At 54.6% G+C, this 15,581-nt stretch carries 16 protein-coding genes; 9 read left to right on the top strand and 7 right to left on the bottom strand.

Features of this window, described 5'->3' with window-relative positions:
* Positions 1 to 2 precede the first annotated feature (2 nt).
* The 9 genes from IPM31_02445 (at position 3) to rdgB (ending at position 9,479) form a co-directional block, all read left to right on the top strand.
* The gene (locus tag IPM31_02445; protein ID MBK9005832.1) at positions 3 to 1,118 is read left to right on the top strand and encodes an ABC transporter permease; all 1,116 of its coding nucleotides are present in this window, start codon (positions 3 to 5) and stop codon (positions 1,116 to 1,118) included.
* A gap of 11 nt (positions 1,119 to 1,129) precedes the next feature.
* Complete coding sequence (locus IPM31_02450; protein MBK9005833.1) at positions 1,130 to 2,680, top strand: ABC transporter ATP-binding protein; 1,551 nt, start codon at positions 1,130 to 1,132, stop codon at positions 2,678 to 2,680.
* 147 nt (positions 2,681 to 2,827) lie between these two features.
* Positions 2,828 to 3,754, top strand: a complete 927-nt coding sequence (locus IPM31_02455; GenBank protein ID MBK9005834.1) for a hypothetical protein — start codon at positions 2,828 to 2,830, stop codon at positions 3,752 to 3,754.
* 101 nt (positions 3,755 to 3,855) lie between these two features.
* Entirely contained in the window at positions 3,856 to 4,797 is a 942-nt protein-coding gene (locus tag IPM31_02460) for a hypothetical protein (protein MBK9005835.1), read from the top strand.
* Between the two features lie 102 nt (positions 4,798 to 4,899).
* The gene (locus tag IPM31_02465; GenBank protein MBK9005836.1) at positions 4,900 to 6,201 is read left to right on the top strand and encodes a hypothetical protein; all 1,302 of its coding nucleotides are present in this window, start codon (positions 4,900 to 4,902) and stop codon (positions 6,199 to 6,201) included.
* 98 nt (positions 6,202 to 6,299) lie between these two features.
* On the top strand, positions 6,300 to 7,019 hold the full coding sequence (locus tag IPM31_02470; GenBank protein MBK9005837.1) for a hypothetical protein: 720 nt from the start codon (positions 6,300 to 6,302) through the stop codon (positions 7,017 to 7,019).
* Between the two features lie 28 nt (positions 7,020 to 7,047).
* Positions 7,048 to 7,668 carry a hypothetical protein gene (locus IPM31_02475; protein MBK9005838.1) on the top strand — a complete coding sequence of 207 codons (621 nt, stop codon included), beginning with the start codon at positions 7,048 to 7,050 and terminating at the stop codon, positions 7,666 to 7,668.
* Between the two features lie 5 nt (positions 7,669 to 7,673).
* Entirely contained in the window at positions 7,674 to 8,723 is a 1,050-nt protein-coding gene (gene queG / locus IPM31_02480; protein ID MBK9005839.1) for a tRNA epoxyqueuosine(34) reductase QueG, read from the top strand.
* 147 nt (positions 8,724 to 8,870) lie between these two features.
* Positions 8,871 to 9,479, top strand: coding sequence for an RdgB/HAM1 family non-canonical purine NTP pyrophosphatase (rdgB, locus tag IPM31_02485; protein MBK9005840.1), 609 nt, complete (start codon positions 8,871 to 8,873; stop codon positions 9,477 to 9,479).
* A gap of 24 nt (positions 9,480 to 9,503) precedes the next feature.
* Here rdgB and IPM31_02490 read toward each other — a convergent pair whose 3' ends face one another.
* The 7 genes from IPM31_02490 to IPM31_02520 all read right to left on the bottom strand — a co-directional run bounded on the left by IPM31_02490 (position 9,504) and on the right by IPM31_02520 (position 15,580).
* Entirely contained in the window at positions 9,504 to 10,049 is a 546-nt protein-coding gene (locus tag IPM31_02490) for a helix-hairpin-helix domain-containing protein (protein MBK9005841.1), read from the bottom strand.
* A gap of 37 nt (positions 10,050 to 10,086) precedes the next feature.
* Complete coding sequence (locus IPM31_02495) at positions 10,087 to 10,530, bottom strand: GNAT family N-acetyltransferase (GenBank protein ID MBK9005842.1); 444 nt, start codon at positions 10,528 to 10,530, stop codon at positions 10,087 to 10,089.
* Between the two features lie 20 nt (positions 10,531 to 10,550).
* Positions 10,551 to 11,174: a CPBP family intramembrane metalloprotease gene (locus IPM31_02500; GenBank protein ID MBK9005843.1), complete on the bottom strand. Its 624-nt coding sequence runs from the start codon at positions 11,172 to 11,174 to the stop codon at positions 10,551 to 10,553.
* A gap of 47 nt (positions 11,175 to 11,221) precedes the next feature.
* Complete coding sequence (locus IPM31_02505) at positions 11,222 to 12,697, bottom strand: glycosyltransferase family 39 protein (GenBank protein MBK9005844.1); 1,476 nt, start codon at positions 12,695 to 12,697, stop codon at positions 11,222 to 11,224.
* A 122-nt stretch (positions 12,698 to 12,819) separates the two neighbouring features.
* Positions 12,820 to 13,350 carry an SET domain-containing protein gene (locus IPM31_02510; GenBank protein MBK9005845.1) on the bottom strand — a complete coding sequence of 177 codons (531 nt, stop codon included), beginning with the start codon at positions 13,348 to 13,350 and terminating at the stop codon, positions 12,820 to 12,822.
* A gap of 510 nt (positions 13,351 to 13,860) precedes the next feature.
* The gene (locus IPM31_02515; GenBank protein ID MBK9005846.1) at positions 13,861 to 14,685 is read right to left on the bottom strand and encodes an ABC transporter permease; all 825 of its coding nucleotides are present in this window, start codon (positions 14,683 to 14,685) and stop codon (positions 13,861 to 13,863) included.
* A complete protein-coding gene (locus IPM31_02520; protein ID MBK9005847.1) occupies positions 14,675 to 15,580 on the bottom strand; it encodes an ABC transporter permease in 906 nt (301 codons plus the stop codon). Before IPM31_02520 ends, IPM31_02515 begins: the two co-directional genes overlap by 11 nt.
* Position 15,581: the final 1 nt, after the last annotated feature.

The following is a 15,581-nucleotide window of genomic DNA, read 5'->3' on the forward strand; positions in this document are numbered from 1 at the left end:
TCATGGACTGGAAACGCTTCGGCTTTATCGCCATCATTATCGTCATTCTCTTCGGCGGTGTAGTTGCCATCGGGCAGGTGCAACAACGCCCGCTGTTGATCGTCACGAGCATGCTTGCAACCACCATCGCTGTGGCAACGCCGCTCACCCTGGGCGCCTTATCCGGCGTCTTTTGCGAACGCGCCGGCGTTGTGAACATCGGCATCGAGGGTATGATGCTTTCGTCCGCTTTTTTCGGCTGGCTCGCCGCCATTTACATGTTCCATGTATTCGACTATCCAACCGGGATCAGCATTACGGTCGGCGCGTTGTTCGCCGTCATCACCGGCATGTTGATGGGCTTATTGCACGCCGTGCTTTCGATCACATTCAAGGTGGACCAGATCATCGGCGGGACCGTGATCAATATTCTTGCCGTGGGCTTGACCGGGTTCCTCAACCGCCAGATGTTCTTCGGAAAAGGCAGTGTCTTTGAGGGGAGCATTCCTAATTCTCCCGGCATCCTGCCTGCCATACACATCCCTATCATTGAGATGTTGTCGCCGCTCTGCGGGGCAAATTCGCCGCTCTGTATTCAAAATATCACGGCGATCAACCGCGTGTTCGACCAGAAGCCGATCGCGCTGAGCGCCATCCTCCTGGTGTTCGTTGCCCATTATGTGTTATTCAACACCCGCTGGGGGTTGCGCACGCGCGCTGTGGGCGAGCACCCCAAAGCGGCAGACACGGTGGGCATCAACGTGATCAAGATGCGTTACGCCAATGTGCTGATCGGCGGCGCATTAGCTGGGTTGGCAGGCGCATACTTCACCATCGAATCTGTGCCGTCTTTTGAACCCTTGCTGACGAACGGGCGCGGCTTCATTTCGCTTGCCGCCATGATCTTCGGCAACTGGACGCCCATCGGCGCATGGGCGGCGGCGCTGGTCTTTGGCGCATCGTCGGCGTTACAGATCAACATGCAGATTTTCCGCGCGGTCATTCCTCCGCAACTGGCATTCCTGCAACAATCGTACATCGTGGGGTTGGTTCCCTACATCCTCACCATGGTGATCCTGACCGGCATCATCGGAAAGACCACCCCGCCCGCCGCCGATGGCGTGCCGTATGAGAAATAGGAGAATGAGCCATGACTGACATCACCCCCATCATTCTCGAAGCCAAAGGCATTACCAAGAAATTCCCCGGCGTGCTGGCAAACGACAATGTCAATTTCGACCTGCACAAGGGCGAGATCCATGCTTTGCTCGGCGAAAACGGCGCGGGCAAATCGACCTTGATGAACGTTCTCTACGGGTTATACAAACCAGATTCTGGAACAGTGACCGTGGCTGGAAACCCAATGGCGCTCAACTCGTCGCGCGATGCGATCCAACACGGCATCGGTATGGTGCACCAGCACTTCATGCTCATCCCGGTGTTCACCGTCACCGAAAATATCATGCTCGGAGCCGAAACCGACCATCGCGCCGCGCCGAACGAAATGCCGTTGGTGAAATTGGATCGCGCGGAGGTGGCGCAAAAAGTGAGAGACCTCTCGCATCAATACGGGCTTGAAGTTGATCCCGAGGCGGTTGTGGGGAACCTGCCTGTGGGCGTTCAACAGCGCGTCGAGATCGTCAAGGCGCTCTACCGTAAGGCAAACATCCTCATCCTCGACGAACCGACCGCCGTGTTAACCCCGCAAGAAGCGGATGATCTCTTCCGCATTATGCACGAGTTGACCGACAAGGGCGTATCGATCGTGTTCATCACCCATAAACTCAAAGAGGTATTGAAAGTTGCCGACCGCATCACCGTCATGCGCGCGGGGCGCGTTGTGGGAAGCGCCAACCCAAAAGAAAGCAATGAGCAACAACTTGCCTCGATGATGGTGGGGCGCGAAGTGATTCTCACCGTGCAAAAGAAACCCGCCGAACCCAAAGAGGACGTTCTCATCGTCAACAACCTGCGCGTCAAAGATGTGCGCGGGCTTGAAGCGGTGCGTGGCGTTTCGTTCAACGTTCGCGCCGGCGAAGTGTTGGGCTTGGCGGGCGTGCAAGGCAACGGGCAGACCGAACTGGCGGAGGCGCTGAGCGGTCTGCGCGCCAGTGAAGGAGGTCATTTCTCGATTGGCGGGCGCGAACTGACCGGGAAGCCGCCGCGCCAGATCACCGAGGCCGGTTTGGCAAATATTCCCGAAGACCGTCAACGGCATGGGCTGGTGCTTGGCTACACCATCGCAGATAACATGGCGCTCTGCGACTACTACCATGCGCCATTCTCAAAAGGGATCGTCATTCAGCAGAATCAAGTGGATGCGAATGCGCGAAAACTGATCGAAAATTACGATGTGCGCACGCCCTCCCCATATACTGCGGCTGGCAAACTGTCCGGCGGAAACCAACAAAAGGTGATTGTGGCGCGCGAACTCAGCCGCCCGGTAAAACTGGTGCTTGCGTCGCAACCCACGCGCGGCTTGGATGTGGGCTCGATCGAATACATCCACAAGCAGATCATTGCCATGCGCGATCGCGGTGTGGCGGTCCTGCTCGTTTCGGCAGAATTAGACGAGATCCTGTCGCTCTCGGATCGGATCGCGGTGATCTATCGCGGCGAGATCATCTCCACAGTGGATAGCAAAGACGCCTCGCGCGAACAGTTGGGCTTGTTGATGGCTGGGGTGCATGAACCAGCCTGACCCGTCGGTTTGACGCGCGTTTTTCATCCACAACCATCCCTCTTGAAAAATCGAGAGGGATGGTTTTTTTAGGAACAAAGGGCAATTTTTCTCCGTCTGGACTGGTGTAGAATATCGAAAACTACCATCGAAGAAAGAGAATAGAGAATGAGAAATTTTCACCGCCTTACCCTGATCGCAACGGTTGTGGTTCTTATCTTATCCGCCTGCAACCTGCCATCGAACAAGCCGCCCACTGAAGACCCCAATGCGGTTTCGACTAACGCCGCGCTCACGGTGCAAGCCCTGCTGAACCAGGCGACGCCGTTTAGCACGCCGACCCTGCCACCTCCTCCCGCGCCGACGAATACGATTGCCGCCCCGCCGACGCTTGCCATTCCCACCTCCACAACCGCCCCGATCTCCACATCCACCCAGACTTGCGATATGGCGCAATTCGTCAAAGATGTGACCGTGCCCGACGGCTCTAGTTTTAACGCGAACGATACCTTCACGAAAACATGGCGGCTGAGGAACGCGGGTTCCTGCGTGTGGAACGGATATGCGCTGGTCTTCGACAGCGGCGACGCGATGAGCGGTGTTTCACCGGTGGCGATCGGCGCTGTGAACCCGGGGCAGGAAGTGGATGTTTCTGTGAGCCTCAAAGCGCCCGCGTCCAACGGAACGTATCGCGGGTATTGGCGGATTCGCAATGCCAGCGGCGTGTTAATTCCCGTGCAGGGCGGCGCGCAACAAGGCAAATCGTTCTTTGTTGAGATTAAGGTAGGCGGGGGTAGTGGAGGTCCCTTCGCTGTCACCGGGGTCACGTTCTCGGTTTCCGGCTCGTGCGGCGGCTTTACCATTACGGCAAATATTACCGCCAATGGGCCGGGCAACGTAACGTATAAGTGGATGAGGAGCGATGGCGCTACCGATAATGCCGCGCATGCCCCGATCGTATTTGCCGCCGCGGGCACGCAATCGGTCAATACAACCTGGTCTGTGTCGGCGCCCGGGCAATCGTTCTGGATGGAAATTTACATCGACGCTCCAAATCATCAGCAGTTCGGGCGGGCAAACTTTAGTTGCCCATAAGCAGATAAATGAAAAGTGAGAACGCCCGGCGGAACTGGTCGGGCGTTTTTCATCACAGGTATAATCTTTTCGACACACCTCGTTTTAGAAAGGAAGTTTGCATGTTCCAAATTCGCACGCACAACATCTTGGCATGGGCGGTCAGTCTGTCTTTGTTCCTTACGGCTTGCGGCGCAAATTCGCAAAACGAAGCAGCCATCGCAACCGCAGTGGCGCAAACAGTGGAAGCGGGCGCGTCCTCCGCGCCATTGCCGGTGCTTCAAACAAACACGCCCGAGCCGAGCCTTCCCACCTTGCTACCCACGCTCACGCCGGGGTTTACCCCAACGGCAGAGTCGACTCTCTCCTCCGCGCCATCAGACCCGAACTGCATTCATGCCAACCTGGTCGGCGAATACCCGCCCGATGGCACGGTCTACAAACCGGACACAGATTTTACAAAGACCTGGACGATCAAAAACGAAGGCACTTGCACATGGGACTCCACCTATCGATTAATCTTCTGGAGCGGCGACGCACTGGGCGGCGCCACGTACTATAACCTGCCGGAGATCGTCGCGCCCGGCGACGATATTCCGATCACGATCAATCTCAAAGCCCCCTCTGCCGAGGGAACCTATACCGGCTACTGGCGCTTACAGACCCCATGGAACGCCGTCTTTGGCGTGGGTCAGTACAGCCAGGCGTTTTATGCAAACATTGTGGTGGATAAACGCCCACAACGGGAGTATGGGATTGTGGACTTAGAATACCAAATTGTCCGCGAACCCGCCGAGGGTTGTCCCGTCAATGTGCTGTATACGGTATACGCCACGATCACCACGAGTGGACCATTGGATCTCAGTTATTACTGGGAGCAAAAAGACGGAAATGAAAGCGCGGTGAAAGAACTTTCCTTCGCCGCCGCAGGCTCGAAGACCGTCTCACGCAGCTGGATGGTCGGCAGGGGAGACAGCCCCAATGAACGCTGGATGCAGATCATCGTCTTGATGCCCGAGTACACAGAATTTCCAAAAGCGACGTGGCCCAATAACTGCCCATAAACGCTTCAAAATCGCCGGAGCCGAACCGCTTCGGCGATTTTCTTTGGGAACCCGGCGGAGGCAAATTGCGTTTATACATGTGACGATACCCTCGGAGGCATTATGATTTCCGCCCGCTTTACAAAATTTCTACTTTGGACGCTCGCTCTTTCCACCATTTTGGCTTGTGGACTCTTTTCTCCCGATCCCTCTCCCCAGCCTGCAGAAACGTTGAACGCCTTGTACACATCCGCCGCGCAGACGTTGGACGCACTCTCCACACAGGTGGCGTTTACCCCAACCCCTCAACCTACGGCAACAAGCACCTTGTTATTTGGCAATTCGAGCCCCACGCCACTCAACACATCGACCAACGCGCCGCCGGTCGCAACGCTGACAAGATGCGACGCCGCCGCCTTTGTCAGCGATGTGACGTATGCCGACGGCGCCGCGGTCGGACGCGGAAGCAACTTCACAAAAATCTGGCGGTTGAAAAACGTCGGCGCCTGCGCATGGACAACTTCGTACGCCATTGTGTACGTCAGCGGGGAAAAATTTGGCGCGCCAAACTCGGTTTCCATGCCGGGCAATGTGGGACCCGGCCAAACTGTGGATATCACGCTCAACCTCGTCGCTCCAAGCCAGAACGGCAGATACCGGGGCTATTGGATTCTACGAAATGCGGCCGGGGTCTTATTTGGGATAGGCAACGCGGCGGATTCAAGTTTTTACGTGGATGTCAGCGTCAACGGATATACCCTGGGCGCGTATGATTTTGTTGCCAACTATTGCGATGCCGCCTGGAAAAGCGAAACAAAAAACCTGAATTGTCCGGGATCACAAGGCGACGACCGGGGATTCACCCGGGCGTTAACCTCCCCCAAAATGGAGGATGGAACCGCGCGCGGCGACGCCTTGCTCACCTACCCCAATAAATCTGGAAGCGGATCGATCACCGGGAAATTCCCGAGCTTCACTGTAAAAAAGGGCGACCGTTTCCAGGCGCTGATCGGCTGTCAATATCAAGCCACAGAGTGTAATGTCGTCTTCCGCTTGCAATACCAGATCGGGAACGGAGATGTGAAAACACTCGGGCAATGGCAGGAAGTGTACGAAGGACAATACAATTCCCTGAGCGTCGATCTGAGCGCCCTGGCCGGTGAAAAGGTCAAATTCATCCTAACCGTGCTTGCCAATGGAACATCGCACGATGATTTTGCCCTCTGGGTTGCCCCTCGCATCACACGCCAAAGCGCCGACCCTGCCACGGCCACAGTGACTATGACTCCCACCATCACACAAACACCCACCATCACATTGACCCCGACCGTTACTTCCACTCCGACTGTCACAGTCACAGCCACATCGACTTTAACCCCAACAACCACGCCTACTTCGACCGAAACGCCCACACCTACGCCATAAGCCCTCAAAACAATTGCGATATAATGATGCTGGAAGGCGCAAAAACAAACAATCCTTCCAGTATCATTGTTTTGAACCAGTCTCACGGAGGAACAAACATGCCTGCTCGACAACCCGCACGGCGGGTCATGCCAGTTGTTTTGATGATTACGCTCATTCTTGCAGGGTGTAATTTTGGCGCCACGCCCGCGCCAACAATGGATGTGAACGCCGCCATTACTTCCATTGCCGGCACAACCGTTGCGCAACTCGCTTTGCAATTCACCCAAACTGCGCTTGCCAATCCATCCCCGACCGTTCAGCCGACAAATACCCTTGAGCCATCCCCTACTACGGGTATCGTTACCGTCGAAGGCGCATCTCCAACGGTTGGAACGCCTCCCACCATTTCCTTCAATAGCACGCCCCTGCCCGGTTTCACAGCCCTGCCTTCCCCCACTCAAGCCGGGGCAACCGCCGCGCTGGGTGACGAATGCAGTAATAGCGCATTCGAGGGCGATGTGACCATTCCCGATGGCACGGTCCTTAAACCCGGTCAAGATTTCGTAAAACAATGGGCGATCAAAAATACAGGCAACTGCGCCTGGGATGAAGGATTCACGCTCGTCTTCATTGGAGGCGACCGGTCAATCGACCCGTATGACTTCTCCTTCAAGAAACCGGAAGATTTTGTCAGCCCGGGCGAATCGATCAACATCGGCATCCGGTTGACTGCGCCGCTTACCCCAGGGGATTATCAAGGGCATTGGCGACTGCGCAACGACAGAGGCTACTACTTTGGAACGATTCTTTCCGTCTACTTTACGGTAAAGAAATGATCCTGAAATGATTTCGATACGAGGCGCTATGAAACGTAAAATAGTTTTTATCTCTCTGCTGGTTATCGTTCTCCTCGCCGCGTGCGGCGGGCAAGCCACCCCCTCCGAACCGACGCCGGATGTTGCCGCCGTGCGGACTTCCGCCGCCAGCACGGTTGTCTCTCAATTCACCCTAACCGCGGCAGTCTTTACACCAACGGTCTCTGCCCCGGCGACCGAACCCCCGGTCGTGGAAGATGCCGCCACTGCCACACCAGAAACCGTCGCGCAAGAAACGTCGGCATCCACACCCGGCACACAGATCCCGTGCGACCTGCTCAACTACGACCCAGTCACCGTGGATGTGAATGTGCCGGATAACACCATCATGGCGCCGGGACAGGAGTTTATCAAAACCTGGCGCGTGAAAAACACCGGCTCATGCCCATGGGGCGCGGGATATGTGCTCGCTTACGCCGGCTACGATGACGACATGGACGGGCAGTTCATTGCCCTCACCGAAGTTGTGCAAGCGGGGCAGGAAGTGGAAGTCTCCGTCCAGTTCAAGGCTCCTGCGCAGGCTGGCATTTACGTCAGCGCGTGGTCGATGCGAAACGCGGCGGGCGTCTTCTTCCCGGAAAGAATCTTCGTCAAGGTTATCGTGCAATAAATATTGTGTCCGGCTTGAAACAACGCATCAAAGACAAAGCGCGCCAGCTGGGGTTTTCCCTGGCTGGCGTGACTCTCCCTGACCCACCCCCTCATTACTCCACATTTGAACACTGGCTCGCGCAAGGGCTTCATGGCAGTATGAATTACCTCGCCACCGAACGCGCCCGCATCTGCCGCGCCGACCCGCGCGAAATTCTTCCCGAATGTAAATCCATTTTAGTTCTGGCTACTGCATACCCCTCTCCCTCAGGGAGAGGGCAGGGTGAGGGTGAAATCCAGGTTGCCTCCTACGCCCGCGGCGAAGACTATCACAACATCCTCCCCGCTCGAATGGCGGAACTTGTTCGCTTCATCGAGGAGCAGGTTGCCCGTCCGATCAAGAACCGCTATTACACAGACACGGGTCCCATCCTCGAACGCGACCTCGCCCAACGCGCCGGCATCGGCTGGATCGGAAAGAACTCCTGCCTCATCAATCCAAAACAAGGCTCATATTTTTTCATCTCCGAAATTTTCCTCGACCTCGAACTCGAACCCGATTCGCCATTCGTCACCGATCACTGCGGCACATGCGCGCGTTGCATCAGCGCCTGTCCCACCGATTGCATTTTGCCAAACCGCACCCTCGACGCGACGCGCTGTATCTCGTATCTCACCATCGAACTCAAAGATGACATCCCCGTTGAACTGCGCGAAAAAATCGGCAATTGGGTTTTTGGATGCGACATCTGCCAAATGGTCTGCCCATGGAATCGATTCGCGCCGGAAGGTGATTCCGCTTTTTCAGATGGCGAGCCGCTTCCCTCTCCGACGGGCGAACTGACTCTCACTCCCCAAGCCTTTAATCAACGCTTCAAGCGGACTCCCATCTCCCGCGCCAAACGACGCGGCTACCTGCGAAACGTCGCCGTCGCCCTCGGCAACACCGCCGACACACACGCCCTCCCTGTCCTGCAAAACGCCCTCAACGACGACGAACCCATGATCCGAACACACACGCAATGGGCGATAGAGCAGATCAACAAGAGAGCAAGTGAGCAAGTGGGCAAGTGAGCAAATGAGCAAGAGGGCAAATGAGCAAGTGAGCAAATAGGCAAATGAGCAAATAGGCAAATGAGCAAAGTCTCTAATCTCTAGTCTCCGATCTCTAGCCCCCCAATTCTCTAGTTCTCCCAATTCTCTTTTCCTCTCTCATCCACTATGGCATCCCCCATCCTCCTCGCCACCAACAACAAAGACAAGATCATCGAACTACAAGACCTGCTCAAGGACTTGAACCTTCAACTCCTCACGCCAGCGGGCATTAACCTCGAACTCGACGTCATCGAAGATGGATTGACTTATGCCGAGAACGCAGCAAAGAAAGCCACCGCCTTCGCCCAAGCCAGCGGACTCATTTCCCTCGCCGACGATTCAGGCTTGGAAGTGAACGCGCTCAACGGCGAGCCAGGCTTATACTCCGCGCGTTACGGTTCAACAGACGGTAAAAAACTTTCCGATGGCGAACGAAGAAAATACTTGTTGAGCAAACTGCAAAACCATCCCCGCCCATGGACCGCGCGCTTCAAAGCCACGATTGCAATCGCAGACACCAGTCACCAATTACAACTTACCGAGGGTGTCTGCGAAGGCGAGATCATCCCCGAAGAACGCGGCACAGGCGGATTTGGATATGACCCGATCTTTCTTTTTCCAGAGTTGGGTAAAACCATGTCAGAACTTGGCATGGACGAAAAAAACCGCCTCAGCCATCGGGCAAAGGCGGCGATCAAAGCCAAAGAGATTTTGAAATTCTTATTCCATGAGTGACCGGGGGACTCACGATTGCGCGTATCACTCCCCCACCGTGATCAAATCCTTGATGCGTTCATACGTGCCGGGACCAATCCCCGATACGTTCATGAGGTCTTCCGTCGTTTGAAACGGACCGTTCTCCTCACGGTAATCGATGATCTTCTGCGCGGTGGTCGGACCGATGCCGGGAAGCGTCTCCAACTCGGCTTGCGAGGCAGTGTTGATGTCGATCAATTCTGTGGAAGCCGCCGACGCTGTCGGAGCCGAGACCGGCTCCACCACCAGCGAAGAACCCTCCACAAAGGGAATATCCAACTTCTCGCCGTCTTCAAGAAGTCTCGCAAGATTGATGCCTGTTTTATCGGCATCTGCCAAAAAACCGCCCGCGGCAGAAATGGCATCCTGCGCGCGCGCGCCCTGTGGCAGGGCGTACACGCCCGGTCGCGGCACCGCGCCAGTGATGTGAACCACAATAGGCGCGTCTGTGGGCGCGGGGCGCAGAGTCACCGCCTGCCCGCTTGGGTTGCGCGCCACCACCCACACCACCACAGCAATAAACAAGCCAAATAATACGCCAGAAGTCATATACAGGATTGATTTGATCGTTTGCATCGCAGATATTTTACTGTAACTTCATCACCAGCAGGAATTCGCCTTCCCGCGTGAAATTCAACATCACATTTGCCACCTTGCTCAAACGCTGAAAATAACGGGGCATGTTTTTATACTCAAGACTGACAAACCCGAATTTTTCATACAGCAGACCCATCGTCGATACACAAGTCAGATACAACGGGCGCGGACCTTCCTTCAGAAAATGTTCGATGATGGCGCGCGCGATTCCCTCGCCGCGATGCGCCGGCGCAACCGCAATGGACGACAATTCGAGGATGTCCGCGCCATGCGGTTTCAACTGTCCCGTGCCAATGACGCGCTCGTCCGCATCCACAGCGACGATAAACCGCTTCCAATCCAAGCCCATCGGGTTGATGCCCACCAGGCGAATCAGCTCCTTGATCTGGCGGGATTCCGATTCGCGCGCGGGGCGGAGAGTGAATGTAGTCATGCAGTTGCGTAGTCCGTTAGTCAGGATAGCCCTGCCGCGACGATGATAATGAACGTCGCGATGAACCAATGGATCAGGAACGGATAGAGAAAGGATTTTGTTCTCCACGCCACCCAGCCGAAGGCAAAGCCGCCGAAGATCGTGGAGAGAGTCTCCACTTCGGGTTTGCCGTTGTGCATCAACGCAAACGGGACGGCTTGCACCCACAGCGCTTCGGGTCCGAATTTGCGGACGTAGCCGAACAGGATCCAGCCGCGGAAGATGAACTCCCAGCCGATGAGGTCGAGGAAGGTTGACCACGGGAGTCCGTTCACGTAGGGCTGATAATACTTCTGCATGGACGCATTGTCCTTGCCGAGGAAATAGATCACTGGAGCCATGACGATTATTCCTATGATCGTGATGATGAGACCCGCTTTCCAATCGCCAAGCCCAAAACCATATTCTTTCGGGTTTTCGCGGAAAAGAACAAGAATAACTAGAAGAGGGATAACAAGATACAAAACGACTCGAAACGAATATCCGAAATTCTCAAAGAGAAGTTTGCGATGATAGAAATCCACCATGAATAGTAATGTGGATACGATTGTGATCGTTACGATCTTCCAGTCAAATTTTAGGCGTTCGCCGAGGAGGTAGGTCATGGTTATCAGTGAGCAGTGATCAGTGATCAGTTATCAGTTATCAGTGATCAGTAGGGGAAGTAGGATTGGTTTCCGCTGGGACCGAGGAGTTGCGCAATTTTATCCCAGTCGCGGACGAGTTCGAGTCCCCAGTTGGTTACGAGGAGAATTACAGAGAGAATTGAGAGGATTAGGAGAATTTTTCCCGATTGCGATTCTTGCCAGCGGAGGGACAATGCTTTGAATCCGTTCACCCAAAACCATGCGGCAAGGATGGCAAAGTAAGGCACGAGCGCGAGATGAAAGCGGTCTTCGGCGAGGATGAACACGTGAGGGATGGTGTAACAAAACAGCAAAAGAGCCAATAAGCAAGTTTGCGGATTCCAGCGGAGGAGAGATAGTCCCAGCGCGGCAGAGGTGGAAATGATGACAAACGGCAAAAGCAGAATGGCGGAAATCGTTAGCAAAAGCGGAAGAGGGATAAAGCCGAGCAGATCGTTGCCATAAAAGTACATCAGCACGCGCTTTTCCAACCCAAAGAAGAAGCCGAGGCGGTTGATCGCCAGCGGAACGAATCGTTCAGGTTGCGCTTTGATAAATTCAATTGCTTTCTCTGTCCCAATTTTGTCACGCTCGGCATCGTCGAGGATGGGAAGTAGATCCAGCGAGGGACCGAACACGAAGGAGCCGTTTCCCTGCGGATGATAGCCGAGGTACAAGTTGTAGCCCATCGAAGTTTCGATACCCGTGAGTTTGCCGTGTAAGAGGGAATTACGAATGATCCACGGCGCAATGACAAGGACAAAAGCGAGGATGGAGAGAATTGTCCGCTTGCCGTGCAAATAAAAGAGAAGGCAGAATGCGGCGAGGGCAAATACGAGAATGACTGAGCGCGTGAGGGCGGTGAGGGCGAGGAAGATTCCAGAGAGTAAAAAGTTTGAAGTTGTTGGTTTTTCGATGGAGGAAAGAAGAAAGAGGAAAGAGGCGAGGAGGAGGGCGAAGAATGGATTTTCAGTTCCGAGACCGAGAGGGTAGACGAGAAGCATGGGATAGGCGGCGATAATCCATGCAGAGGTACGAGAACCACTTTCTTTCCACTTTCCACTTTCTATTTCGGTGGATGATGGAAAGTGGAAAGTGAAGAATTTCTTCGCCACCCAATACGTGAGCGGCGCAAGCGGCGCTCCCAAAAAGATTGCTTGCGCCAGCCGCGCGGCGAAGAAGCGGGAGAAATCTATCCCGTTGAAAAAATAGACGATGGCGAGAAAGGCTGGGTACAGCGGCGCGCGGAACGAGGTGGGAATGCCGAGGCGTGGATCATACTCCCTAGCGGTAGACAGGTCGAAGTCCACGAAAGAGGCGAGTTGGTTTAAATCCGATTCGGCGTACCAGCGGAATCCATGTCCTTGAGCGAGACTGCGCGCGAGCATGTCGTATTGAAACATGTCGTCGAGTCCGATGCTAAGTCCGCGCGCGGCGATGATGGGAATCAATCGGAGGATCAGTGCGACGAGATAAATTTTGAAGGCGAAGGATTTGAACATAATGAGAGTCACCGTCCCGCAGGTTGGCGTGAAAAACAATGTTGATCGAGGAAACCTGCGGGACGTTTTGATAACTTAAACATAAAACGGATTGCACCATTGTACCGTGCAATCCGTTTGTCTTATGCAGGGACGGGCAATGCGGCTTTGAGCTTTTCAATGCGCCGCGCGAGATACGGCATGTAATAACCGTCATATTTTTCCCACAGGTCGGGCTTCGTCCAATCGGAGCCTTTGACCTGACCTCGGCAGTTGGGAGTGCCGCAATGACATTCAAACTCGTCGTAGATCGAACCGTCGCACATGGCGTAATCGAAGTTGATCTCCTCCCCCGCTTTGATGTCGCGCATCGCCACCACGCCAACCTGTCCTGTAAAACCCGCATTGGGTTCGCAGGAATGATTGAAACAATCAGAAGGCTCCAACGGATCGGGAGTGATCAAATAATAATCATCTTCGATCTGAAGCACGCGCTGGGTGAAGTGCGGCATGTTGGGGTCGAGTTCGTCTCTCGCCGCAATCTGCCCTCCAAACAGCGCGAGCAGTTCGCCTTTCTTGATCGGCTCGCGGGCAAACACGCCGCATCCGCCTTTCTCTTCGAACGCGCCCGAACTACATTTCGGATTCAAATGGGATGTAAATTGACCGGTCATTCTTTCCTTTCGTTTTTTGAGGAGGGCATTTCGCCCAAAAAGATACTTTGGCAATGTATGCCAAAGGTGAAACCATTTTCAATATGTCACTCTCCCGAAGAGCATCGGGACGATGTGAGCGATAGCGAAGGGTCTCTTCGCCTTGAGGAAGATTCTTCGCCGCAAAGGGCAAGAGCGCGGCTCAGAATGACATAGCAGAGAATCAAAAACAGCCAAAACAACAGCTCTTAACCACTGTGTTGACTGCATAGACCTTAAGCAGTCCCGCCGCCTCACCAAGCATCAGTTGGAGGGCGGCGGAAGCCAGATTTTATTCGTGGCGTAATTTAGATGAAGGGCACAAGCATTTGCTCATTCACACTCGTGCGAGTCGTTAGAATATCAACGCTCCTTTATAGAATAATGATCGCAATTGTAATGGGGTTTGACGTGCTGTCAATATTTTTGAGGGAGGAATTTTGCTGGATTCAAAACCGCTTCGCGCCGACGGGATGCCTGATTCGCCCGCGGCTACTTCGTCTCGCCTTCGGTATCTCCGCTCCTCGAAGTGATTCGTTCCGCCAGGATAATAGGAATCAACGTGATGAGGAATGTCAACATGGCGACCACGTTCGTCACCGGTCGGTTGCGCGGACGCGCCAACTGCGTGAATATCCAGATGGGAAGGGTTTCCTGCTGACCCGCAGTAAATGTGGTCACGATGATCTCATCGAACGAAAGCGCGAAGGACAGCATCCCGCCTGCGAGTAACGCCGTTGCGATATTCGGCAACACAACGTATCGAAAAGTCTGCCATGAATCCGCGCCGAGGTCCATCGAAGCTTCGATCATCGAATTCCCCGTGCGGCGGAAACGCGCGATCACATTGTTGTACACGGTCACGATACAAAACGTGGCATGACCGATCACGATCGTCCAAAATGAAAACGGCAAGCCCACCGCCCCAATGGATGTGCGCAACGCAATGCCTGTCGCAATACCGGGCAATGCAATCGGAAGCACTAGCAAAAGCGAGACAGCATTCTTGCCAAAGAACTCCGTCCGATAGACTGCCGCCGCCGCAAGCGTGCCTAACACAATCGCGATGGCGGTTGAGATCAATGCAACGCCCACCGAGAGAAGCATCGCTTCCCACATATCGTTTCGTTGGAATGCGACCTCCAGCCAGCGCGTGGTCAGACCCGGCGGCGGGAACGAATAGGTCGACTCATCGGTGGTGAACGCGTACAGGAAGATGATCCACACCGGGAAATGAAGGAACAACAATGCCGCCCACGCCGAAATGGACAACAAAAATGGCGCGCGCTTTCGGTTGGATGATGAGTTAGAGCGCATCGAAGGCTCCTAATCTCCGCGCGATCAAAAGATACACGATCATGATCGCGATCGGTCCCATCATAAAAGCGGCGGCGAGCGGAATATTCCCCGCCGTGCCTTGATGCGAATAGACCGCCATGCCGATGACCACCTTTGAATTCCCAAGCACTTGTGGAACAATATAATCGCCGAGCGTCAGCGAAAATGTGAAGATCGAGCCAGCCACCACGCCGGGGAACGCCAGCGGCAGAATCACATTGCGGAACGTTTGCAGCGGTTTCGCTCCCAAGTCGCTGGAGGCGTCTTCGAGCGACCGAGGCACGCGTTCGAGCGCGGTTTGAATCGGCAGGATCATATATGGAAGCCAAATATACACAAACGTGATGAACATGCCGAGCATGGATAACCCAAGCGAGGGTCCGCCGATGGATTCGGAACTGAGCGCCCAGTCGAGGAGTCCCTGCAACCCCATGTGGCTGACGAACCAACTGATGATGCCCTCTTTGGCGAGGATCAACCTCCACGCATAGACGCGGACGAGATAACTTGACCAGAGCGGGACCAGCACAGCAAGGTACATGAAAGATTTCATGCGCGGCGAGGCGAACTTCGCCATGTAATAACTCAGCGGAAAAGCGATCAACGCGTCAGCCAACGTCACCGATAACGCCATCAGCAAAGTGCGGTTGATGATCAGCAGATTAGAGCGCCTGAACAACGTGGCATAGGTTGACAGCGTGAACGAATGGATCACCTTCCCGCTGAAATCGTCCAAATAAAAGAAACTATTCAAGAGCAGACCGAACAACGACCCCAAATACACCACCACCATGTATAACATCGGCGGACCAAGCAACAATGCAAGGATGAGTTTCGGTCGGTAATACAGATAAGTGGAAAATCGGCGCATCATG

This window comes from Candidatus Defluviilinea gracilis, from assembly GCA_016716235.1.
Lineage (GTDB): Bacteria > Chloroflexota > Anaerolineae > Anaerolineales > Villigracilaceae > Defluviilinea > Defluviilinea gracilis.